At 72.7% G+C, this 22,502-nt stretch carries 22 protein-coding genes; 16 read left to right on the plus strand and 6 right to left on the minus strand.

The annotated features are described in order from the left end of the window. Nucleotides 1-13: 13 nt before the first annotated feature. Entirely contained in the window at nt 14-622 is a 609-nt protein-coding gene (locus tag ACFC79_RS13600) for a helix-turn-helix domain-containing protein (RefSeq protein WP_376239195.1), read from the plus strand. A 272-nt stretch (nt 623-894) separates the two neighbouring features. Here ACFC79_RS13600 and ACFC79_RS13605 read toward each other — a convergent pair whose 3' ends face one another. Then, complete coding sequence (locus ACFC79_RS13605; RefSeq protein WP_376239198.1) at nt 895-1,755, minus strand: IclR family transcriptional regulator; 861 nt, start codon at nt 1,753-1,755, stop codon at nt 895-897. 204 nt (nt 1,756-1,959) lie between these two features. Continuing rightward, nucleotides 1,960-2,928 carry a zinc-binding dehydrogenase gene (locus ACFC79_RS13610; protein ID WP_376239200.1) on the minus strand — a complete coding sequence of 323 codons (969 nt, stop codon included), beginning with the start codon at nt 2,926-2,928 and terminating at the stop codon, nt 1,960-1,962. Between the two features lie 302 nt (nt 2,929-3,230). Between ACFC79_RS13610 and ACFC79_RS13615 the strand changes: the two genes are divergently transcribed. The 9 genes from ACFC79_RS13615 (at nt 3,231) to ACFC79_RS13655 (ending at nt 12,090) form a co-directional block, all read left to right on the plus strand. Continuing rightward, nucleotides 3,231-4,151, plus strand: a complete 921-nt coding sequence (locus ACFC79_RS13615; RefSeq protein WP_376239201.1) for a VOC family protein — start codon at nt 3,231-3,233, stop codon at nt 4,149-4,151. Continuing rightward, nucleotides 4,148-5,455, plus strand: coding sequence for an aromatic ring-hydroxylating dioxygenase subunit alpha (locus ACFC79_RS13620; protein ID WP_376239203.1), 1,308 nt, complete (start codon nt 4,148-4,150; stop codon nt 5,453-5,455). The genes ACFC79_RS13615 and ACFC79_RS13620 overlap by 4 nt, the downstream gene beginning before the upstream one ends. After that, nucleotides 5,452-5,817 (plus strand): bifunctional 3-phenylpropionate/cinnamic acid dioxygenase ferredoxin subunit, encoded by a 366-nt coding sequence (locus ACFC79_RS13625; protein WP_376239206.1) that lies wholly within the window; start codon nt 5,452-5,454, stop codon nt 5,815-5,817. Before ACFC79_RS13620 ends, ACFC79_RS13625 begins: the two co-directional genes overlap by 4 nt. Beyond that, complete coding sequence (locus ACFC79_RS13630) at nt 5,814-7,028, plus strand: NAD(P)/FAD-dependent oxidoreductase (protein WP_376239209.1); 1,215 nt, start codon at nt 5,814-5,816, stop codon at nt 7,026-7,028. The genes ACFC79_RS13625 and ACFC79_RS13630 overlap by 4 nt, the downstream gene beginning before the upstream one ends. A 126-nt stretch (nt 7,029-7,154) precedes the next feature. Then, nucleotides 7,155-7,718 carry a 3-phenylpropionate/cinnamic acid dioxygenase subunit beta gene (locus ACFC79_RS13635; RefSeq protein WP_376239211.1) on the plus strand — a complete coding sequence of 188 codons (564 nt, stop codon included), beginning with the start codon at nt 7,155-7,157 and terminating at the stop codon, nt 7,716-7,718. 308 nt (nt 7,719-8,026) lie between these two features. Next, complete coding sequence (locus ACFC79_RS13640; protein ID WP_376239214.1) at nt 8,027-8,899, plus strand: alpha/beta fold hydrolase; 873 nt, start codon at nt 8,027-8,029, stop codon at nt 8,897-8,899. A gap of 3 nt (nt 8,900-8,902) precedes the next feature. Then, complete coding sequence (hcaB, locus tag ACFC79_RS13645; protein WP_376239217.1) at nt 8,903-9,775, plus strand: 3-(cis-5,6-dihydroxycyclohexa-1,3-dien-1-yl)propanoate dehydrogenase; 873 nt, start codon at nt 8,903-8,905, stop codon at nt 9,773-9,775. Nucleotides 9,776-9,858: 83 nt separating this feature from the next. Beyond that, nucleotides 9,859-11,436, plus strand: coding sequence for a long-chain fatty acid--CoA ligase (locus ACFC79_RS13650; protein WP_376239219.1), 1,578 nt, complete (start codon nt 9,859-9,861; stop codon nt 11,434-11,436). Between the two features lie 138 nt (nt 11,437-11,574). After that, on the plus strand, nt 11,575-12,090 hold the full coding sequence (locus ACFC79_RS13655; RefSeq protein WP_376239221.1) for a GNAT family N-acetyltransferase: 516 nt from the start codon (nt 11,575-11,577) through the stop codon (nt 12,088-12,090). 88 nt (nt 12,091-12,178) lie between these two features. Here the strand turns inward: ACFC79_RS13655 and ACFC79_RS13660 are convergent, their stop codons facing one another. Both ACFC79_RS13660 and ACFC79_RS13665 read right to left on the minus strand, forming a co-directional pair. Further along, entirely contained in the window at nt 12,179-12,508 is a 330-nt protein-coding gene (locus ACFC79_RS13660) for a chorismate mutase (protein ID WP_376239224.1), read from the minus strand. A gap of 132 nt (nt 12,509-12,640) precedes the next feature. Continuing rightward, nucleotides 12,641-13,534, minus strand: coding sequence for a helix-turn-helix domain-containing protein (locus ACFC79_RS13665; protein WP_376239226.1), 894 nt, complete (start codon nt 13,532-13,534; stop codon nt 12,641-12,643). A 263-nt stretch (nt 13,535-13,797) separates the two neighbouring features. Here ACFC79_RS13665 and ACFC79_RS13670 point away from each other — a divergent pair, with 263 nt between their 5' ends. Further along, nucleotides 13,798-15,612 carry a beta-galactosidase family protein gene (locus ACFC79_RS13670; protein WP_376239228.1) on the plus strand — a complete coding sequence of 605 codons (1,815 nt, stop codon included), beginning with the start codon at nt 13,798-13,800 and terminating at the stop codon, nt 15,610-15,612. A 140-nt stretch (nt 15,613-15,752) separates the two neighbouring features. On the opposite strand, the gene ACFC79_RS13675 is transcribed toward ACFC79_RS13670, so the two are convergent. Further along, on the minus strand, nt 15,753-16,529 hold the full coding sequence (locus tag ACFC79_RS13675; RefSeq protein WP_376239231.1) for a trypsin-like serine protease: 777 nt from the start codon (nt 16,527-16,529) through the stop codon (nt 15,753-15,755). A 254-nt stretch (nt 16,530-16,783) separates the two neighbouring features. Here ACFC79_RS13675 and ACFC79_RS13680 point away from each other — a divergent pair, with 254 nt between their 5' ends. Continuing rightward, complete coding sequence (locus tag ACFC79_RS13680; protein ID WP_376239233.1) at nt 16,784-17,716, plus strand: hypothetical protein; 933 nt, start codon at nt 16,784-16,786, stop codon at nt 17,714-17,716. Between the two features lie 97 nt (nt 17,717-17,813). Here the strand turns inward: ACFC79_RS13680 and ACFC79_RS13685 are convergent, their stop codons facing one another. Next, nucleotides 17,814-18,779, minus strand: a complete 966-nt coding sequence (locus ACFC79_RS13685) for an SDR family oxidoreductase (protein ID WP_376239235.1) — start codon at nt 18,777-18,779, stop codon at nt 17,814-17,816. An 87-nt stretch (nt 18,780-18,866) separates the two neighbouring features. On the opposite strand from ACFC79_RS13685, the gene ACFC79_RS13690 reads away from it, so the two are divergent. From ACFC79_RS13690 to ACFC79_RS13705, 4 genes are read left to right on the plus strand one after another with little or no spacing between them, the layout of a single operon-like run. Continuing rightward, on the plus strand, nt 18,867-19,616 hold the full coding sequence (locus ACFC79_RS13690) for an enoyl-CoA hydratase family protein (protein ID WP_376239237.1): 750 nt from the start codon (nt 18,867-18,869) through the stop codon (nt 19,614-19,616). A gap of 35 nt (nt 19,617-19,651) precedes the next feature. After that, nucleotides 19,652-20,509, plus strand: a complete 858-nt coding sequence (locus ACFC79_RS13695; RefSeq protein WP_376239587.1) for a CoA transferase subunit A — start codon at nt 19,652-19,654, stop codon at nt 20,507-20,509. After that, complete coding sequence (locus ACFC79_RS13700) at nt 20,506-21,279, plus strand: CoA-transferase subunit beta (RefSeq protein WP_376239239.1); 774 nt, start codon at nt 20,506-20,508, stop codon at nt 21,277-21,279. The genes ACFC79_RS13695 and ACFC79_RS13700 overlap by 4 nt, the downstream gene beginning before the upstream one ends. Continuing rightward, complete coding sequence (locus tag ACFC79_RS13705; RefSeq protein ID WP_376239242.1) at nt 21,279-22,370, plus strand: NAD(P)H-dependent flavin oxidoreductase; 1,092 nt, start codon at nt 21,279-21,281, stop codon at nt 22,368-22,370. The genes ACFC79_RS13700 and ACFC79_RS13705 overlap by 1 nt, the downstream gene beginning before the upstream one ends. Nucleotides 22,371-22,502 lie beyond the last annotated feature (132 nt).

Genomic DNA, 22,502 nt, shown 5'->3' on the forward strand with positions numbered 1-22,502 from the left:
CTATGGTGGTGCGGTGTCAACAGGAAACGACGTGGTCGCGCGGAACCTGCGCATCCTCAGGGAGCAGCGCGGGCTGTCGCTGGCCGAGCTCGCCCGGCAGGCCGGTCTGTCGAAGCAGAATCTGTCCAAGGTCGAGCAGGGCACGGGCAACCCCACTGTCGAGACGCTGTTCGCGGTGGCGCTGGCCCTCGGTGTGCCGGTGACGCGGCTGGTCGCGGAGCGCGAGCAGGTCATGACGGTGCGCCCGGGTGACGAGGCCGTCTGGCAGGAGCACGAGGGGTACGAGAGCCGCAGCCTGGACCATGTCTACGGTTCGGGTGTCATCGAGAACTACATCCTGCGCATACGCGGCACGGGCCGTTCGGGGCCGCATCCGGTGGGCACGCTGGAGCATCTGTACGTGATCAGCGGGCGGGTCAGGGTGGGTCCCGAGGACGGCCCGGTGGAGCTGGGTGCGGGCGACTTCGTGCGGTTTCCCGGCGACCGTCCGCATCTGTACGCGGCCCTCGGGGGTGAGTGCGTGGTGCACATCGTGGTGAGTGTGCCACGTGTCCAGCCGGGTACGGGCGGCGTTGCGCGGGGCCACGCGCACGGGGCCGGGAGGGACGCGCCGTCCTCCTGAGCCGCCCGCCGGGGTCTGCCGCGGTTCTGCTGCGGGCCGGTCCGGGCGGGCCGTCCGGCCCCGGCCGTTCCGCTCAGGTCTGCCCGCGTCCGGCCGGCCCGCCCGCGTCCCGCCGGCCCGCCCGGGTCCGGCCGTGTCCGGCGCCCCCGGGTCCGGAAACATCCGCGGGCCGCGGCGCCCCGGGCCGCCCGGCCCGCTCGTGTCCGGCCGATCCGCCCGGCCCGCCCGGGTCCGCCCCCGTCCGGCCGGTCGCGCCCATGCGGTGGGAGGGATCAGGCGGCGGCCGTCTCCCGGCTCGCCCCGGGATTCCTGCGGGGCCGTGTGCGGGTCGTGGCTCCGAGTTCCCTGGCGGCCTCGAACGCGACCCGGCGCAGTTCGGGTGCGATGCGTGCGGGTTCGAAGCGTCCTGCCACGCCGGAGACGGAGACGGCGGCCACGGGGCGCCCGCCGCCCCCCATGACGGGGACCGCCACGCAGGAGACGCCGGGCAGGATCTCCTCCCGGTCGTAGGCGATCCCTTCGCGGCGGATACGGGCGAGCTCGGCCCGGAAGTCCTCGGGGTCGGTCACCGAGTTGTCCATCGGTGCGGGCAGTCCGTCGGCGATCGCCTGCTCGGCCGCGTCGTGGTCGAAGGCGAGCAGTGCCTTGCCGACGGCGGTGCAGGAAGCGGGCAGCCGGGTGCCGATCCGGGTGGGTGTGCGGGCGCGGCGGTGGCCGTGCAGTTTGTTGACGTACATGACGTCGGTGCGGTGCAGCACGGCCAGGTGGACGGTCTCCTGGGTGAGGACGTACAGCTCGGTGAGGAAGGGCAGCAGCCGTTCCTGCAGCATCAGCGGGGTCGGGCCGTAGACCCGGCGGCCGATGTCGAAGAGCTGGGGGCCCAGCCGGTAGCTGCTGCCGACCCTCTCGACGACGTCGTTGCGCTGGAGGATGCCGAGCAGCCGGAAGGCGGTGGACTTGGTCAGCCGGGTGCGGCGGGCGAGTTCGCTGACGCCGACCTCGCGGTCCTCCTCGGCGAGCGACATCAGCAGGGTGAGCGCCTTGTCCACGGCGGTCTGCTGCTCACGAGCGGTGTCCTGGCCCTTCGGGCCGGTGGTTCCGGTGAGTTCGTCGATCGGGACACGGTCGAGCATGTTCGCCTCCGCACATTCCTGGCGACCACTTCAGTGGACGTCCGTCCACTGTAGAGAACGGTTTGCCGCGTGTGAACCGTCAAGAGCAGGCAAAACAGAAATCGCGGTGCCACGTACGTCACAATCGGGCATACGGCACCGGTCGTTCCGTACGGGGCACCCCGATCGGTGCGTCCCGGTGCGCCGCCGATCGCGGCGCGGGCGTCACGGGTTGACGATCACCTTCCCGGTGACCTCGCCGTCGATCATGGCCCGGAAGCCGTCGTGGATGCCGGACAGCGGGATCTCCCGGTCGATCCGGGGCCGGATCCCGGCGCTCTCCATGAACCTCAGCAGCGAGACGAACTCCTCACGGGTGCCGCCCGTGGAGCCCAGCACCCGCTGCTGGAGGTAGAAGATCCGGTTCAGGTCGGCCGGCGGATTGGCCCCACTGGTCGCCCCGGCGACCACGACCGTGCCGCCCGGGCGCAGCGACCGCAGCGAATGCGGCCAGGTCGCCTCTCCGACGGTCTCCACGACCACGTCGACCTTCTCGGGCAGCCTCTCCCCCGTTTCCAGCGCCACGTGGGCGCCCATCGACAGGGCCGCCGCGCGCTTGCGCTCCGACCGGCTGGTCGCGTACACCCTGGCCCCGGCGGCGCGAGCCAGGGTGATCGCGGCCGAGGCCACCCCGCCGCCGGCGCCCTGCACCAGCACCCGGTCGCCGGGCCGGATCCGGGCCTGGGTGAACAGCATCCGGTACGCCGTCAGCCAGGCGACCGGCAGGCATGCGGCCTCCGCGAAGGACAGCGACGCCGGCTTGGGGACGAGATTGCGGCGCGGCACGCACAGCAGCTCGGCGAACGCCCCGTCGTGCCGCTCCGACAGCAATGCCCGTCCGGGGTCGAGGGTCTCGTCGCCGCCGCCCGCCCGGGGGTCGCCGATCACCGGGTGGATCACGACCTCGTTGCCGTCCTCGTCGTACCCGGCGGCGTCGCAGCCCAGCACCATCGGCAGCCGGTCGGCGGGGTGACCGACACCGCGCAGTGTCCAGATGTCGTGGTGGTTCAGCGCCGCCGCGACGACCTCGACCACGGTCCAGCCCGGCGGGGCCACCGGCGCGGGCACCTCGCGCAGTTCGAGCCCGCTCAGCGGGTCGGCGGGGTCCTGGCGTACGGCGACGGCGGCGAGCATCGGTCCTCCGGGCGTGAGGGGGTCCACAGGGCGGTGCGCGGCAGCGCACGGCGGCCACGCTCCGCGTCCGCGTCCCTCCGGACAAGCGGCCGTGCCGTGACGCGGCACGCCGGAGCCCGCCCCCGTACCCATGCGGTTCTGCCGGCCGGGACCGTCGCGCCGGAACGTGACGCGGTGTGTTCCACAGGGCGGCACAGCACATGGCACGACCGGGCCGGAGGCGGTCTGCTGTGAAATGCCCGAACGGACCGCCGAGCCGTCCGGCCCTACTCCCCGAATCAGACCTGAAGGGACGGCCCGTCATGCAACTGAGCGGACTGGGATACTTCGGACTCCGAACCCGGCGCATCAACGAGTGGCGCACCTTCGCCGAGGACGTGCTCGGCCTGTCGGTGCGGACCACCGACGACGGGCTGCGGCTGCGCGCCGACGACCGCGCCTGGCGGATCGCGCTGCACGAGGCCGATTCCGAGGAGTTCGGCTACGTCGGCTGGGAGGTTCCGGGCCCCGCCGAACTCGCCGCGGCGGCCGATGAACTGACGCGGGCCGGTGTCGAGGTCCGTCATGCCGACGAGCAGCTGCTCCGCGACCGGGACGTCCTGGGACTCTTCCACATCGAGGACCCCAACGGCGTACGCGTGGAGATCTTCTACGGTGCGCGCACCGCCATCACCCCGTTCGTCTCGCCGACCGGCGCCCGCTTCGTCACGGGTGAACAGGGCCTGGGCCACGTGGTGTTCTCCGTCGAGGACTACGCCGCGACCCTGCGGTTCTACACCGAGCTGCTCGGCTTCCGGATCTCCGACTTCTGCGACCTCGGCCGCAAGCGGGTCGCGTTCCTGCACACCAACCCGCGTCACCACTCACTGGCGTTCGCCGGGCTCGTCATCGAGCCCGAGCGCAAGCCGCGCAAGGACGTGGAGCCGGGCGAGCTCTTCCACTTCATGCTGGAGGCCGACGCGCTCGACACGGTGGGGTACGCGTACGACCGCTGCCTGGACGGTGCGGCGCCGCTCGCCCTGACGATCGGGCGGCACAGCAACGACCGGATGCTGTCCTTCTACGCGGTCACTCCGTCCGGCTTCGAGGTCGAGTACGGGTACGGCGCCATCACCGTCGACGACCCCTGGACCGCCACCCGGGTCGACGGCACCACCCTGTGGGGTCACCACCGCCCGGCGCGACCCGCCGCCCCGGCCGGACAGGAAGGAACGAAGGCATGAGCGACCTCCACCGCACCCCCGCCCCCGCGGTCGACGTCACCGAGTACTTCGACCTCGACAACGGTCTCGTCGACCGCGGTATCTTCGGCGACACCGCCCTCTACCAGCAGGAGCTGCGCCGCGTCTTCGCGCCGAGCTGGCTCTTCCTCGCCCACACCTCGCAGTTCCGCAAGCCCGGCGACTTCTTCACCACGTACATGGGTGAGGACCCGGTCATCGTGACCATGGACAAGGAGAGGCGGATCCGCGCCTTCCTCAACGCCTGCCGCCACCGCGGTATGCGGGTCTGCCGGGCGGACGCCGGTGCGACCAAGGCGTTCACGTGCAGCTACCACGGCTGGGCGTACGACACCTCCGGCGCGCTGATCAACGTCCCGAACCGGGAGGGGTATCCGGAGAGCTTCGACCAGGACCGCTGGGGCCTGACCGAGGTCGCCCAGCTGGACACGTACCGGGGGCTGATCTTCGCGACCTGGAACCCGGAGGCGCCCGCGCTCACCGAGGCGCTCGGCGGAATGACCTGGTACATGGACGCCATGCTGGACCGTGACCCGGAGGGCACCGAGGTCATCGGCGGTGTGCACAAGTGGGTCCTGGAGGGCAACTGGAAGCTCGCCGCCGAGCAGTTCTCCTCCGACTGGTACCACGTGAACATCTCGCACGCCTCCGCGCTGATGGTCATGTCGCCCAGCGGCAAGGGCCCCAAGGCCGGGATCGTGCAGACCCCGGGCCGCCAGTACACCGACCCGAACGGTCACGGCGCCGGTTTCCCGACCCACCCCAAGAGCCGTTTCGACGACCGCGTGGTGCACGAGTACTACGACTACGACCGGCTGCGCGAGCGCCTCGGCGACGGCCGTGCCGAGGGTCCGATGACGACCGGGCACGCCAACGTCTTCCCCAACTTCTCGTATCTGCCGGTCAACGGCAGCATCCGGGTCTGGCACCCGAAGGGGCCGGACAAGATGGAGGTCTGGGCCTGGACGGTCGTCGACAAGTCGATGCCCGACGAGGTCAAGAACGCCCAGCGCCTGTACAACCTGCGCACCTTCGGGCCGACCGGCATCTTCGAGCAGGACGACGGCGAGAACTGGAGCGAGTGCCAGGCCACCGCGCACGGTTTCATGGCCGGCGGCATGACGCTCAACTACCAGATGGGCATCGGCATGGGCGCCGAGGACGGCGTCCACCCCGGTACCACCGGACACCTGTACTCCGACGGGGCCGCACGGGGCTTCTACACCCGCTGGCGCGACCTGATGAACACCCCGGCCTGGCACGAGAAGGCAGCTGACGAACGATGATCTCCGCCGAATCCACCGACACCGCGCTCACCTCCGTGCGCGTCGCCGCCGCGGGCGGCATCGAGGAGGGCGAAGCCCTCCGGGTGCCCGCCGAGCAGACCGGGCACCTCGACGCCATCTCCGTCTTCCACGACGGCGGGAAGTACTACGCCCTCGACGACACCTGTTCGCACGGCCAGGCGTCCCTGGCCGACGGCTGGATCGAGGACGGCGAGGTGGAGTGTCCCCTGCACAGCGCCCGCTTCTGCCTCAAGTCCGGCGAGCCGCAGTGCATGCCGGCCACCCTCGCGGTCCGGGCCCACCGGGTCGAGGTCGTCGACGGCGAGATCTGGCTGCACCCGGGCCAGGAGCCGACGTCATGACGAGGATCACCCTGGTCGGTGCCGGGATCTCCGCCGTGTCGACCTGCGACGCCCTGCGCGGCGGCGGCTTCGACGGCGAGATCGTCCTGCTGAGCGGCGAGGACGGGCTGCCCTACGACCGTCCCCCGCTGAGCAAGGACGTCCTGAACGGTGCCGTGACCGCACAGGACGGCATCGCCCTGCGGCCGGCCGACTGGTACGAGCAGCAGCGCGTCGAGCTGCGGACGGGTGCCGTCGTCACCGCCCTGCGCCCCGACGAGGGTGTGCTGGAACTGGCCGACGGCACCGAGCTGACCGCCGACCGGATCGTGCTGGCCACCGGCGGCACCGTCCGCACCCTCCCGGTGCCCGGCGGGGACGACCCGGCCGTGCACACCCTGCGCACCTGGGAGGAAGCGCGGCGGCTGCGGGCGCGGCTGGTGCCGGGGGCCAGGATCGCCGTCGTCGGTGCCGGGCTCATCGGTGCCGAGACCGCGGCGGTCGCCACCGCGCTGGGCTGCTCCGTCACCCTGATCGACCCGGTGCCGGTACCGCTGACCACGGTCGTCGGCCCGGACATCGCCGGGGCGCTGCACGCCCGGCACCGCGCCGAGGGCGTCGAGGTCGTCACCGGGGGCGTGGAGCGCATCGACCGGGCACCCGGCGCCGAGGAGGTCACCGTCACCGTGGGCGGACGCCCCGAGCCCGTCACCGCCGACACCGTGGTCGTCGGCATCGGCATCCGCCCGGCGACCGCGCTGGCCGAGGCCGCGGGGCTCACCGTCGACAACGGCATCGTCGTCGACGCTGCGCAGCGCACCTCGCACCCGCGGGTGTACGCGGTCGGCGACGTGGCCCGGCGGGACGGTGAACCGGTGCGGCACGAGCACTGGGACGCCGCCCGGAACGGTGGCCGGGCCGCGGCCGCCGGACTGCTCGGGGCGGCCGCGCCCGACCGCGGCGCCTCGTGGTTCTGGTCCGACCGGTACGGCAGTCGGCTGGAGGGGGTCGGTTCGATGGCCGACGCCGAGGAGACCGTCGTGCGCGGTGACGTCGCCTCCGGCGCCTTCACGGTGTTCGGGCTGCGTGGCCCGGTGCTGGTCGCCGCAGCCGCGATCGACCGGCCCAAGGACATCAAGGCCGCCCAGCGGCTGATCGCCCGCGCGGTGCCCGTCTCCGCGGACCGGCTCGCCGACCCGGCGACCGAGCTGCGCGCCCTGCTCCGCGGCTGAACCGCCCCGCTGCGCCCTTCTCCCCCGGCCCCGTCATGGCGTGTGCCGCCCTTCGGCACACCCGCTCCCCGCACCCGCCGCCGTGCGATGGGATGGCCGACACAGCGCGGCACGCAAGGAGGATCCATGAGCATCCACACCACGGAATCCGCCGCCGCCCCCACGGGCGGGCCGGCCCTGGACGATCTGCTGCTCCACTTCGAGGTGGAGCGCTTCTACACCCTCGAAGCCCATCTGCTCGACCAGCACCGGTACGCCGACTGGCTGGAGCTGCTCGCCGACGACCTGCACTACTGGGCGCCCGTACGCACCAACCGGCTGCGCCGCCAGCAGTCGCTCGCCGACGGCACCCCCGGCGAGGTGGCGATCTTCGACGAGACGAAGGACAGCCTCGCCTGGCGCATCCGGCGCTTCGACTCCGGCATGGCCTGGGCCGAGGACCCGCCGTCGCGCACCCGGCACCTGATCACCAACGTGGCCGTGCGCCCCGGCGACGAGGACGGCACGTACCTCGCCGAGTCCTCGTTCCTGGTCTACCGCAACCGTCTGGAACGTGAGGTCGATCTGTACGCGGGCGGCCGCACCGATCTGCTGCGGCGGGCCGCCGACGGCTCGTTGAAGGTGGTGCGCCGCCACATCCTGCTCGACCAGAACGTGCTGCTCGCCAAGAACATCAGCACCTTCCTCTGAGGGGCTGCCGGGCGGCCTTCGGCCGGTCGGCGGACGCTGTCCGGTGCGTGCGGTTCCACGGCGCCGAGACGTCCTCGGGTGGGGTCCCCCTGCTCCCGGCGAACTCGGGAGGAGCCACCAGGGCATTTCGGCGACGCGGGAGACGTGCGTGCCGGGGCGTGACCGACCGGTCGGAGGTCACCCGGCAGTCTCCTGGGCGCCGGTCGCGCTCCCGGCGGGCGCCCCCGGTCCCCTGCCCCGTATCCGCCTGTCCCCGTATCCGCCTGTCCCCGTATCCCCGAAATCCCCCGCATCTCCTGGAGTTCCCCGTGGCCCCTGCCCTCGACGACGCCGTACAGCCCCGGATCATCACCCACACCGTCCAGACCTCGCTGGGCCCGGTCTCGGTCAGCGAGGCGGGCGAAGGCCCGGTGCTCGTGATGCTGCACGGGGGCGGGCCGGGGGCCGACGGCCTGGCCAACTACCGGCACAACCTGGCCGCGCTCGCCCCGCACTTCCGGGTGGTGCTGCCCGACCAGCCGGGCTTCGGCGGCAGCTACCGCCCGACCGAGGAGGATCTCGACGCCCGGTCGATCACCGAGATCGGCGTCGACGCCGTCCTCCGGGCGCTGGACGGCCTCGGCATCGAGCGCTTCCATCTGCTGGGCAACAGCCTCGGCGGCGCGGCCGCCCTCGGCATCGCCCTGGCGGCCCCGGAACGGGTCGAGAGGCTGGTGCTGATGGCGCCCGGCGGCGGCTGGCTGCCCTTCGGCCCCACCCCCACCGAGGGGCAGAAGGCGATGTTCCGGTACTACAACGGCGAAGGCCCGACGGTGAAGAAGATGCGGGACTTCATCCGCGTCATGACGGCCGAGCCCAAGCGGTGGGAGGACACCGTCCAGGCCCGTTACGAGGCGTCCCTGGACCCGAGCCACATCGAGTTCTACCACCGCTACAACGCCGCGTTCGCCAAGCGGCACGGCATGGACCCGCTCTGGCGCGACGTGCACCGGATCAAGGCCCCGACCCTGTTGCTGTGGGGCCGCGACGACCGGACCATCACCCTGGACGGCGCGCAGCTCATGCTCCGGCAGATCCGGGATGTCCAGCTGCATGTCTTCGGCGGCTGCGGCCACTGGGTGCAGCTGGAACGGCAGGCCGAGTTCGAGCGTCTCGTCACCGACTTCCTCCAGGAGCGCTGAATCATGTCCGAGCCCGTACCGAACACCGCGAACGCCCCGGCCGCGGGGTGGCTCGCCGGAGACGTCGCGCTGATCACGGGCGGCGCGAGCGGCCTGGGCCGCGCCATCGCACTGCGCTACCTCGCCGAGGGCGCGTCGGTCGCCGTCCTGGACCGGGATGCCGGGCAGCTCGCGGCGCTGGTCGAGGCCGCGGGCGAGCACGCCGACCGGGTGCTGCCGATCTCCGGTGACGTACGCTCGACCGAGGATCTGCACGGAGCGGTCGCGGGGACCGTCGAGCGGTTCGGCAGACTGGACGTCCTGGTACCCAATGCCGGGATCTGGGACTATCACCGCAGCCTCACCCGGCTCTCGGGCGCGGAGCTGGCCGAGGCGTTCGACGAGATCTTCTCCGTCAACGTCAAGGGCTATCTGCTCGCCGTGGAGGCGGCCTGGCGAGAGCTGGTCGAGACCAGAGGCAGCATCATCATGACGCTCTCCAATTCCTCCTTCCATGCCAACGGCGGCGGACCGGTCTACACCGCGAGCAAGCACGCCTGTCTCGGTCTGGTCCGCGAGTTCGCCTATGAGCTCGCCCCCAAGGTCCGGGTCAACGGTGTCGCCTGCGGCGGTATGCGCACCCAGCTGCGCGGTCCGGAGAGCCTGGGGCTGGAGGCACGCCGGATCGAGGACTCGTTCGCCCGCGCCGAGGCCGCCGGCGCCCGTCCGCACGTGCCGCTGTACGAGGCGAGTGTGGAGCCGGAGGACTTCACCGGCACGTACGTTCTGCTGGCTTCCCGCCGCAACAGCGGCAACATCACCGGTGCCGTGGTGCCCGTCGACGGCGGTATCGCCGTTCGCGGATTCCGCAGCGCGGCCGGTGGCAGCGATCTCTGAGCCCGGCCCCGAGGTCGCCCCACCGCCTGTCCCTCCCCTATCACGCCCACCTGCCGACAGCCACCGAAGGAGCCGTTCGGGTCATGGTCGACATCAGTCCCGCCGCCGCCGTGCAGCGCAGAGCCCGGTACGACGCAGCCGCGACCGCCCTCGTCTACGAGGGCAGGACCGTCACCGCGGGCGCCCTCGCCACCACCGTGAGCCGACTGGCCGCGGGCCTCGCGGCACGGGGGCTGCGGCGCGGTGACCGGGTGGCGTATCTGGGGCTCAACAGCGTCACGCTGTTCGAGGCGCTGCTGGCCGCCGGCCATCTGGGGGCGGTGTTCGTGCCGCTCAACCACCGCCTCGCGGCCGACGAGGTGCGGCACATCCTCGCCGACTCCGGTGCCCACACCCTGGTCGTCGAGGAGAGCCACCGCGCGCTGGCCGAGTCGATCCTCGCCGAGATTCCGGTGCGCCGGCCCGTCCTCGTGGACACGGACCCCGCGTGCCCGGCCGCACCCGCTCCGCCCGCCGTGTGGACGCTCCTGTCGGAGCTGCTGTCGGTCGACGGGGGACGGCCGGCCGCGGTGCCGCTGTGCGACGACGACCTGGCCGCCCTGATGTACACGTCGGGGACGACCGGCCGTCCCAAGGGCGTCATGCTCACGCACGGCAATCTGTGGTGGAACGCGGTCAACGTGGACTCCATGGTCGACACCCGCCCCGACGACGTGAACCTTGCCGTCGCCCCGCTGTTCCACATCGGCGGGCTGAACGCCCTCACGCTGCGTACCCTGACCCGTGGCGGCACGGTCGTCGTGCGCCGCTCCTTCGACCCCGCGCAGTGTCTGAACGACCTGATGGAACACCGGGTGACCAGCATCTTCGCGGTGCCCGCCATGTTCGCGGCGCTCGCCCGCGTGCCGGGGTTCACCGAGGCGGACCTGTCCGCGCTGCGGGCGGTCATCGTGGCGGGTGCGGCCGTGCCGCCGCAGCTGATCGAGGACTACGCGCACACCCACGGGGTCCTTCTCCAGCAGGCGTGGGGCCTCACCGAGACCGCCCCGTTCGCCACCTACCTCCCGGCGGCGCTCACCCTGGAGAAGACCGGTTCGGCAGGGCTTCCCATGCCGTACACGGAGGTGTGCCTGAGGGCGCCGGGGAAGGGCGGCACCATCGAGGAGCCCGATGTGCGCGGTGAGATCTGCGTGCGCGGCCCCAATGTCGTCAGCGGTTACTGGAACAACCAGACCGCCACCCGTGAGGCTTTCGACGATGCGGGCTGGTTCCACAGCGGCGACGTCGGCTACCGGGACAAGGACGGCCACTACTTCATCGTCGACCGCCTCAAGGACATGATCATCAGCGGTGGGGAGAACGTCTACCCCGCCGAGGTGGAGCGGGTCCTCAGCGCTTTTCCCGGAACCGTCGAGGTCGCCGTCGTGGGGGTACCCGACCCCAAATGGGGCGAGACCGTCGTCGCGGTCCTGGTCTGCGAGCCGGGAGTCGAGCCGCTGCTGGCGGAGGTGCGTGACTTCGCGAGCCGTCAGCTCGCCCGGTACAAGCTGCCCACCCGGCTGATGGTCGCCCCGGAGCTGCCGCGCAACGCGGGCGGCAAGCTGCTCAAGGGCCAGGTGCGCGACATCGTCCTCCAGCAGGGCACCGCGGTCGCGGACTGACCACGCCCGCGGCGGATGGTGCGGCGGGGGCGACTCCTGCGCCCCGCGTCCGCCCGGCGCTCTCCCCGGTCGTGTCGTCGGACTGCCGTTCGCCGTACGACGACACGCCCTCCTCCCTCGTCCCGCGGAAGGACGCCGATGTCCCCCCACACCATGAGTCACGGCCCGGAGCCGGTACCCGCTCTCCCTGCCGACCTCGGCACGTGGACCCTGCGGCCGGTACCGTCCACACCCCCGGACGGCGGCCTTCCCCTTCCCGTCACCGCCCGCGCGTACAGCGCGCGGCGGGGCGAATCCGCACCCGCGTTCCGGGTGGAGATCCAGCGGGTGCTGAGCCACCCGCTGCGCGGCTGCTACCCGGTGGGCGCCCAGGACCTGCTCCTCGTCCTCCAGCCGCTCGCCCCGCAGCCCGAGCCGGAGACCGCCGCCCTGCTCGGCGCGCTCACCCGGGCCCTCTTCGGCGCCGACCCGCGCTGTCGCCGCATCATGGCGGCCCCGGACGCCGAGGACGTTCCCGCCCGGGAGCGGTACACCGCGGGGCACTTCCGTACGGTCGCCGAGGCCGATCTGCACGAACGCACGGTGACCCTGATGGTGGTGGAACCTCCGCAGGTCACCGAGGTCTCCACCGCCCTGGACGACATGCCGCACTGATCCCCGCGGCGGGTACGTGCGGGGCCGCTCGGGCCCCCGCGCGCACGTAGGGGACCGCTCGGGCCCCGCGCGCACGTACGCGGGCCGTTCAGACCCCCGCGTCCCCGTTCGCCGACTCCTCCGCGATCCGCTCGTGGTGGCGGATCACCTCCGCCACGATGAAGTTCAGCAGCTTCTCCGCGAACGCCGGGTCCAGGTGCGCGCTCTCCGCCAGCTGCCTGAGCCGGGCGATCTGCCGGCTCTCGCGGGCCGGGTCGGCGGGGGGCAGGTGGTGGGCGGCCTTGAGGTGGCCGACCTGCTGGGTGCATTTGAAGCGTTCGGCGAGCATGTGGACAACAGCCGCGTCGATGTTGTCGATGCTCTCGCGCAGCCGATTCAGTTCCGTGCTCACGGACTCGTCGATGTCCTTCGTGGTCATGGTCAGCGAGCTTACGGCCTCGCCCACGGCCGTCGGTCCGAGGTCCCGGGGCGGCCCGGCGCCGTGAGTCCCGGCCACGGACGCCGGCGGGAGCGGTGCGGGGCCGACGGCCGGGCGGGGAGCGGCGTGGGGTCAGACGGCCGGGCCGGGCGGGTTGATCATGGGCGGGTGTTCCGGGTCCGGCACCCGGTCGCTCCAGCCGCCCGGAACGTTGCGGCCCTGCTGTTCGCGGAACCGGACCGGGGCGGTGCCGACCCTGCGGGCGAAGAGGCGGGAGAAGTAGGCGGGGTCGTCGTACCCCACGCGCCGGGCGACCGCGGCGACCGGCAGGTCCGTGGCGGCGAGGAGTTCCTTGGCGCGGCCGAGCCGGATGCCGAGGAGGTAGTCCTTGGGGCTGCAGCCCGCGCCGCGCCGGACCGCGGTGCGCAGTTCGGCGGGGGTCATGCCGTGCCGGGCGGCGTGCTCGGCGACGGACAGCGGCTGGAAGGCGTCACGGGCGAGGGCCCGGAGGACCGGGTCGCCGTCGGGGCCGACGTCGGCGCGGGCCCGGCGCAGGGCGACGAGGAGCTCGTGGACGGCGGCCCCGGTCTCCACCTCCAGCAGCGGGTTCCCTCGCCGGGCGGCCCGTACCATCCGGCTCACCGCGGCGCGGGGGCCCGCGGTGTCGGAGAGCGGGACGAGCGGGCGGTCGGGTTCGATGTAGCCGAGCTCGGTGTACGTGGCGGTGGCGGGGCCGGTGAAGTCGACGAAGCTCTCGTCCCAGCCGGTGCCCGGGTCGGCGCCGTAGTGGTGCGGGGTGCCGGGGGTCAGCCAGATCAGGCTGGGGGCGACGACGGGGACCCGGCGGCCGTCGGGTCCGGTGAACCAGCCGCTGCCGGAGTTGATGACGACGGCCACGTGGTGGTCCAGGGTGCGCGGGCCGACGGTCGGCAGGGCACCGTGCTGGAGCCCCACGCCCAGGCAGACGAGGCCCAGCCGGTGGTGGAGCGGGCTGGGGGTGAAGAAACGCATCCAGGTGTGGTACATCGGCCTTCCTGCCTCCCCCTCGTCGTGTCGGTCGGTGCCGTTCCGGCCGGTCCGAACCGTCCCACCGGCCGGAATCGTCTCATCGCATTGGTCCGAACAATTGTGTCCAAACAGCCATGATCTTTGTCCATGGACCGGCGGCACGCCAGGGGGCGAGGCTTGGCCGCGACATTCCTCCCGGGTTCGCCCGCTCCGTGGTGCGTGCGCTCGTGCGACCGGGGCCGGTCCGCCCGGAACCGCACGCACAGGAGAGTACGAGCACGATGGCTGACTTCACCGTGGGGGACGACCACTTCCGGCTGGACGGGAAGCCCGTACGGCTGCTGTCGGGGGCCCTGCACTATTTCCGGGTCCACGAGGCGCAGTGGGACCACCGGCTGTCGATGCTGCGCGCCATGGGGTTGAACTGCGTCGAGACGTACGTGCCGTGGAACCTCCACGAGCCGCGGCCGGGCCGGCTGCGGGACGTGGGCGCGCTGGGGCGGTTTCTGGACGCGGCGCAGCGGGCCGGGCTGTGGGCGATCGTCCGTCCGGGGCCGTACATCTGCGCGGAGTGGGAGAACGGGGGGCTGCCGGTCTGGGTGACCGGGCGGTTCGGGCGCCGGGTGCGGACCCGTGACGAGGAGTACCTGGAGGCCGTGGAGCGTTGGTTCGCGGCGTTGCTGCCGCAGGTGGTGCAGCGGCAGATCGGGCGCGGCGGCCCGGTGATCATGGTGCAGGCGGAGAACGAGTACGGGAGCTACGGCAGCGACGCGGTCTATCTGCGGCGGGTGGCGGGGATGCTGCGGGAGTTCGGGGTGACGGTGCCGCTGTTCACGTCCGACGGGCCGGAGGACCACATGCTCACGGGTGGTTCGGTGCCGGGGCTGCTCGCCACGGCGAACTTCGGGTCGGGGGCCCGTGAGGCGTTCGAGGTGCTGCGTCGGCATCAGCCGAAGGGGCCGCTGATGTGCATGGAGTTCTGGTGCGGCTGGTTCGAGCACTGGGGTGCCGAGCCGATCGTGCGGGGTCCGGAGCAGGCCGCCGGGGCGCTGCGGGAGATTCTGGAGTGCGGGGCGTCGGTGAACGTCTACATGGCGCACGGCGGGACGAACTTCGGCGGATGGGCGGGGGCCAACCGGTCGGGGACGTTGCAGGACCAGGGCTTCCTGCCGACGGTGACGTCGTACGACTACGACGCGCCGATCGACGAGTACGGCCGCCCCACGGAGAAGTTCTGGCGGTTCCGGGAGGTGCTCGCACCGTACACGGACGGGCCGGTTCCGGACGTGCCGCCGGAGCCGGCGCCGCTGGCGGCCGAGGTGCGCGCCGAGCTCACCGGGTGGGCGTCGCTGTCCGCGGTGCTGGAGGTGCTGGGTGACGAGGAGCCCGCCGCGTCGGGGGCCGCGCCGACGTTCGAGGAGCTGGGCGTGGACCGGGGTGTGGTGCGCTACCGGGTCGGTGTGCCGGGTCCGCGCCGCCCGTACGCGCTGACCGCGGCGGGGCTGCGGGACCGGGCCGTGGTGTACGTGGACGGGGCCCGCGCGGGGGTGCTGGACGAGGAGAACGAGACCCTGGACGAGCCGGTGGCCGGACCCGCCGAGGTCGAGCTGTGGGTGGAGTCGCTGGGCCGGGTGAACTACGGGCCGCGGCTCGGTGAGCCCAAGGGGATCAGCGGCGGGGTGATGCACGAGCGGCAGTACCTGCACGGGGTGCGGGCGCGGGCGCTGCGGCTGGAGGCGTTCGAGGAGCCGGACGCGCTGGCCGAGGTGGTGTTCGGAAGGGCCGGGGAGAGCGGTGAGGCGGGGCGCACCGGGCTGTTCCGGGGGACGTTCGAGGTCGCGGGCGCGGCGGAGACGGGGCATGCGGGTCTCGAACTGCCGGGCTGGACGCGGGGGTTCGTGTGGGTGAACGGATTCTGCCTGGGGCGGTACTGGTCGAGGGGCGCACAGCGGACGCTGTACGTTCCGGGGCCGGTGCTGCGGGAGGGCGTCAACGAGGTGTGGGTGCTGGAGTTGGAGGACGCGGGCCCGCCGTACGTGGAGGTGGGTCCGGGGCTGCCGGTCCGGACGGGCAGCCCCGGGGATGTCCGGGGGTGACGCGTCGGCCGGTCGGCGCACGGTCGCCCCGCCGCCGGCGGTCGCCGGTGGCGGGGCGGTCGTGTGCGGTCGGTCCGGACCGTCGTGCGTGGCCGCCTCGTGCGCGGCCGGCCCGGACCCTCACCGGCCGGTGGACCTGGTCAGAGGGTGGCAGCGGCGGACGCGATGGCGGACGCGAACGTCGAGACCTCGGTGTAGACGCCCGGGTATCCGGCCCTGGCGCAGCCCTGGCCCCAGCTGACGATGCCGACCTGGATCCAGGCCCCGGCGTTGTCCTTGCGGAACATCGGGCCGCCGGAGTCGCCCTGGCAGGTGTCCACGCCGCCGGTGTCGATCAGGCCGGCGCAGATCTCCTCGCCGGGGACGAGGTCGCCGCCGTAGGCCGCCTGGCACTCGGCGTCGGAGACGAACGGCACGTTGGCCTTGAGCAGGTAGCGCTGCTGGGCGCCGCCCTCGGTGGCCGCGCCCCAGCCGGCGATGGTGAAGGTGCCGTTGTTGTACGCGGTGGTGTTGGCGATCTTCAGGGTGGGCTGGTCGATCGGCTTGGCCAGTTTGATCAGTGCCCAGTCCTTGCCCTGGCCGTTGTAGCCGGGGGCCTGGAGGACCTTGGTGGACTTGACCTTGACGGCGCTGGAGGACTGGAGGTCGACGACGCCGCCGGTCACGGTGATGGAGGTGTCGTTGCCCGAGCCGTCCACGCAGTGCGCGGCGGTGAGCACGATGTCCTTGGCGTACAGGGCGCCGCCGCAGCCCATCGAGAGCCGGACCATGAACGGGAACTCGCCCTGGGCGGCGCGGGTTCCGCCGACGACGGGGGCGGGCGCCGCGGAGGCGCCGGCGGGCTGGAGGCTGACGGCCGCGAGGGCCACGGCGGCGATGACGGAGCATCTCTTCACTGCGCGCAGGAGCTGCTTCAAGAGACTGCCTTCTTTCGTGGGGGGTTTCGGGAGGTCCGTCGACGGGCCTCCCACGTGTCTCGCGGAGTACGCGCGTCCTCGTCGCGGGCCGGCCACCGGACAGGAACACCCGATGGTCATGCTCGTGACAAAGACATGGTTGGGATTATCGGGAAGTGATCACACCCTCCACAAGGTTCAGTTTTCGGCCAAGATCGCCTGTTTCCCGCGCCGATACAGTGGGACGGTCGAAGGACACGGACGGGGGTGGGCACGTGACGGGGAGCGGCCGGAGCGGTGACCGGGACGGCGGCCGGAGCGGCGGCGGCCCGGTCGTTCATGGTTTCCCGCACCTCGACACCGTCCGCTCGGCGATCACGGCGCTGTACCGGCGGCTGTCCTGCGACGGCGTCCGCGCCCACGACACGAGCCTCACCGCGGCCGACGTCGCCTTCTTCGACCATGACGATCCGCACCTCGGCGCCCAGCGGGTGGCACGGGCCGTGGTCGAGCACCTGAACCTGCCGGACGCCCGGATGATCGTCGGCTTCCGGACCATGGAGCATGCCGCCGCCGTCGAACTCGCCGCGGGGCCCGAGTACTTCGTCGAACTCAACGACCGATTCCGCACCCATCGCGCGGACGTCGGAGCCGCGCTCGCGCACGAGACCACCCATGTGCTGCTGCACCGGCTCGGCCTGGAGTTCCCCGGCACCCGCGACAACGAGATCCTCACCGACACGGTGACGACGTACCTGGGCGCCGGCTGGCTGCTGCTGGACGCCTTCCGCGAGGACGCCGTCTCCAGCCAGAAGCTCGGTTACCTCACCCCGGAGGAGTTCGGGTACGTCCTGGCCAAGAGGGCGTTCGCCTTCGACGAGGACCCCTCCCCGTGGTTCACCAGCCCGCAGGGGTACACGGCCTACACCAAGGGGCGCGCCCGGGCCCTGCGCGACAACCGGCAGCCGCCTCTCGCCGCCGCCGGCTGGTCCGCCCGCCGCCGCTACGCCCAGGACCGCCGCCACGCCCGCGACCGCCCGGCCGCGTCCCCTGGCTCCAACACCCCGTACGCCTTCGAGCACGGCCCGCAGGGGCTCCGGGTCTCCTTCCCCTGCCCCACCTGCCTCCAGCGCATCCGTCTCCCGGTGCGCGGGCCGACGCGCGCCCGGTGCGGGCTGTGCCGGACGGTCCTGGACTGCGAGACCTGACCCCTCGGCCGGGACGCCGGAGTCCGCCACCACGCCCGCGCCACCCCGTGCGCCCGCGGCCACGAGGATCTCGCGCCACGGGCGTTACCGCGACGCCCTACTCCGCCCCGTACGCCGGACGCGCCTCCTTTGTCCGGGCGAGCAGTTCCCGGGCCGCCGCCCCCGCCTCGGCCGGTGCCCATCGCGCCCCCCGGTCCGCCGTGGGGCCCGGACGCCAGCCCTCCATGACCGTGATCCGGCCGGCCTCCGCCTCGAAGACCCGTCCGGTCACCCCGTCGCTCGCCGCCGAGCCGAGCCACACCACCAGCGGGGACACGTTCTCCGGGGCCATCGCGTCGAACTCCCCCTCCCTCGGGGCCGCCATCGCCTCGGCGAACGTCCGCTCGGTCATCCGCGTCCGGGCCGCCGGGGCGATCGCGTTGACCTGGACCCCGTACCGACCCAGTTCGGCCGCGGCGACCAGGGTCAGTCCCACGATGCCGGCCTTCGCGGCGGAGTAGTTGCCCTGCCCGACGCTCCCGAGCAACCCCGCGCCGGAGCTGGTGTTGACGACCCGGGCGACCGGTGGACGGCCCGCCCTGGCCTCGGCCCGCCAGTGCGCGGCCGCCGTGCGCAGGGGCAGGAAGTGGCCCTTCAGATGGACCCGCATCACCGCGTCCCAGTCGTCCTCGTCCAGATTCACCAGCATCCGGTCGCGCAGGAACCCCGCGTTGTTGACCAGGGTGTCCAGCCGTCCGAAGGTCTCCAGCGCGGTGGCGACCAGGGAGGCGGCCCCCTCCCTCGTGGCGACGTCGCCGGTGTGGGCGACCGCCTCGCCGCCCGCGGTCGTGATCTCGTCGGCCACCTGCCGTGCCGGGCCGTCCGATCCCCCGGCCCCGTCGGCGCCGACACCGAGGTCGTTGACCACGACCCGCGCCCCCTCGGCCGCGAAGGCGAGCGCGTGGGCCCGGCCCAGCCCGCGTCCGGCGCCGGTCACCACCACCACCCGCCCGGCGCACAGCTCCCCCTCGCCCCGCTCCGGCCGTCCCCGTACGGCACCGTGTCCGTCGCTGCTCGTGGCCATCACACCTCTCCCCTGTTGGCGATGCGGGGGCAGACTGCTACCTTCCACACCTAACAAATGTTTGGTGGAAAGGTAGCTGATTCGCTCATGGGTGTCTCCACCACAAGCCCCGACAAGGGCATCCGGCTGGTCACCGTCGACTACCCACCCGTCAACGCACTGCCGGTCCAGGGCTGGTACGACCTCGCCGACGCCCTGCGATCGGCCGGGCGCGACGCGGAGGTCCGCTGCGTCGTGCTGGCCGCCGCGGGCCGCGGCTTCAACGCGGGCGTCGACATCAAGGAGATGCAGCGCGACAGCGGGCACGACGCCCTGCTCGGCGCCAACCGCGGGTGCGCCGAGGCGTTCTCGGCGGTGTACGCGTGCGAGGTGCCGGTGGTCGCCGCGGTGCACGGCTTCTGCCTCGGCGGCGGCATCGGCCTGGCCGGCAACGCGGACGCGATCGTGGCGAGCGAGGACGCCACCTTCGGCCTGCCGGAACTGGACCGGGGCGCGCTGGGTGCCGCGACCCACCTCGCCCGGCTCGTGCCGCAGCACCTGATGCGCGCGCTGTACTACACCTCGCGCACCGCCACCGCCGCCGAGCTGCACGCCCACGGCTCGGTCTGGAAGGTCGTCCGGCGCGACGAACTCCTCGATGCGGCACTGGAGTTGGCGGGCGAGATCGCCCGCAAGGACGGATACCTGATCCGGCTCGCCAAGGCCGCCATCAACGGCATCGACCCGGTGGACGTACGCCGCAGCTACCGCTTCGAGCAGGGCTTCACCTTCGAGGCCAATCTCAGCGGGGTCGCCGACCGGGTCCGCGACACCTTCGGCAAGGAGGCACGACCGTGACCGCGACCGGTTTCGGCGCGAGGACCGACAAGACCATGACCGTCCGGGACGTCGTCTCCCGGCTCCGCAGCGGGATGACGATCGGCATCGGCGGCTGGGGCTCGCGCCGCAAACCCATGGCGCTGGTGCGGGCCCTGCTCCGCTCCGACGTCACCGACCTCACCGTGATCTCCTACGGAGGCCCCGACGTCGGCCTGCTCGCCGCGGCGGGCCGGATCCGAAAGCTGGTCACGGCCTTCGTCACGCTCGACTCGATCCCGCTCGAACCGCACTTCAGGGCGGCCCGCCAGCGCGCCGCGTTCGAACTGGCGGAGGTCGACGAGGCGATGTTCATGTGGGGGCTGCACGCCGCCGCGAACCGGCTGCCGTTCCTCCCCGTCCGCGCCGGCCTCGGCTCGGACGTGATGCGGGTCAACCCCGGTCTGCGCACGGTCACTTCACCGTACGACGACGGCGAGGAATTCGTCGCGATGCCCGCCCTGCGGATGGACGCGGCACTCGTCCATCTGAACCGCGCCGACCGGTTCGGCAACGGCCAGTACCTCGGCCCGGACCCGTACTTCGACGACCTGTTCTGCGAAGCCGCCGACACCGCCTACATGTCCTGCGAACGCCTCGTGGAAACCGCCGAGTTGACCGAGCAGGCAGCCCCGCAGACCCTCCTGGTCAAACGACATTCGGTCACCGGCGTCGTCGAGACCCCGAACGGCGCGCACTTCACCTCGTGCGTCCCCGACCATCCGCGCGACGAGGCGTTCCAAAGGGCCTACGCCACCGCTGCCGCCGACCCCGCCGCCTGGGCGGCCTTCCGTGAACGCTTCCTGCCCGCGCACGGCGACGAGGAGAGCTACCGGCGCGCCGTCCGGGCCTGGCACGAGGAGCAGAAGAAGTGACGGAGCACACCGCCGCCGAGCACACCACTGCCGGGGCCGCGCCCGCCGGCCGGGCCGACTACTGCGTGATCGCGTGCGCCGACGCCTGGCGCGGTGACGGCGAGGTGCTCGCCAGTCCGATGGGCGTGATCCCGTCGATCGGCGCCCGGCTCGCCCGGCTCACCTTCTCGCCCGATCTGCTGCTCACGGACGGCGAGGCGCTGATCGTCGGCCCGGACGGCGCCGCGGAGGGCTGGCTGCCGTACCGGCAGCACCTCGCCCTGGTCACCGGCGGCAGACGTCACGTGATGATGGGGGCGAGCCAGCTCGACCGGTTCGGCAATCAGAACATCTCCTGCATCGGCGACTGGCACCGGCCCGGCCGTCAGTTGCTCGGTGTGCGCGGCGCACCCGTCAACACCCTGAACAACCCGGTAAGTTACTGGGTGCCCAAGCACTCACCCAGGGTCTTCGTGGAACGGGTCGACATGATCTGCGGCGTCGGTTACGACAGCGCCGCGGCGGCGGGTCCGTCGGCGACGCGACACCACCGCATCCCCCGGGTCGTCACCGATCTCGGTGTCCTCGACTTCGCCACCCCGGACCACTCGATGCGCCTGGCCTCGCTGCACCCCGGCGTCACCGTCGAACAGGTCCGCGAGGCCACCGGCTTCGCGCTCGCCGTCGCGGACGACGTCCCGTTCACCCGGGAGCCCACTGCCGCCGAACTCGCCCTCATCCGCGAGGTGATCGACCCGGACGGCGCCCGAAACCGCGAGGTGCGGGGCTGATGCGAACCGCGCTCACGGATCTGGTCGGCGTGCGCCACCCCCTCGTCCAGACGGGCATGGGCTGGGTCGCGGGCCCCCGGCTGGTCTCCGCCACGGCCCGGGCCGGGGCGCTCGGCATCCTGGCGTCCGCGACGATGACCACCGGGCAACTGCGGTCGGCGATACGGGAGGTCAGGTCCCGCACGGACGAACCGTTCGGCGTCAACCTGCGCGCCGACGCCGCGGACGCCCGCGAGCGAGTGCGGATCCTCGTCGAGGAGGGGGTGCGGGTGGCGTCCTTCGCGCTCGCCCCGTCGAAGGACCTCATCGCGGAGCTGAAGGACGCCGGTGTGATCGTGATTCCGTCGATCGGGGCCCGGCGACATGCCGAGAAGGTCGCGGCATGGGGCGCGGACGCGGTGGTCGTCCAGGGCGGCGAGGGCGGCGGGCACACCGGTGAGGTGGCCACCACCGTGCTGCTGCCGCAGGTCGTCGACGCCGTGGACATCCCGGTGATCGCGGCGGGCGGCTTCCACGACGGCCGGGGCCTGGTCGCGGCCCTGGCCTACGGGGCGGCGGGCATCGCGATGGGCACGCGGTTCCTGCTGACGTCCGACTCGACGGTGCCGGACGCGGTGAAGGCCCGCTACCTGGCGGCGGGCGTCCGGGACGTGACGGTGACCACGGCGGTGGACGGGCTGCCGCACCGGATGCTGCGTACGGAGATGGTCGCCGCGCTCGAACACGCGGGCCGGGTCCGGGCGTTGGCCCACGCGGTGCGCCGGGCGGCGGGCTTCCGCCGGATCTCCAAAACGAGCTGGACCAGGATGGTCCGCGACGGCCTCGCGATGAAACACGGCAAGGGCCTGTCCTGGAGCCAGGTCCTGCTGGCCGCGAACACTCCGATGCTGCTGAAGGCGTCCATGGTCGACGGCCGCACCGATCTGGGCGTGATGGCGTCGGGGCAGGTGGCGGGCGTGATCGAGGATCTGCCCAGCTGCGCGGAACTGGTGGAACGCGTCATGGCCCAGGCGCACGCCGCGCTGGACACGGTGGCCCATGCCCTGGACGCGCCGACGCCCCCCCGGGAAGGCGGCACCGCCGCACGGTGACCGGCACCTCCGGCGCACCGCACCCGCCGTTCCGCACCCGGCCCGGCATCCCTCCGACGCAGCCACCGTTCCGCGCCCGGCCCGTACACCCCGCGTACCGGAACCCGGGACGGGGTGGGGCAGAGGAGCGGG

It is taken from the genome of Streptomyces sp. NPDC056061 (genome assembly GCF_042266885.1).
Classification (GTDB): domain Bacteria; phylum Actinomycetota; class Actinomycetes; order Streptomycetales; family Streptomycetaceae; genus Streptomyces.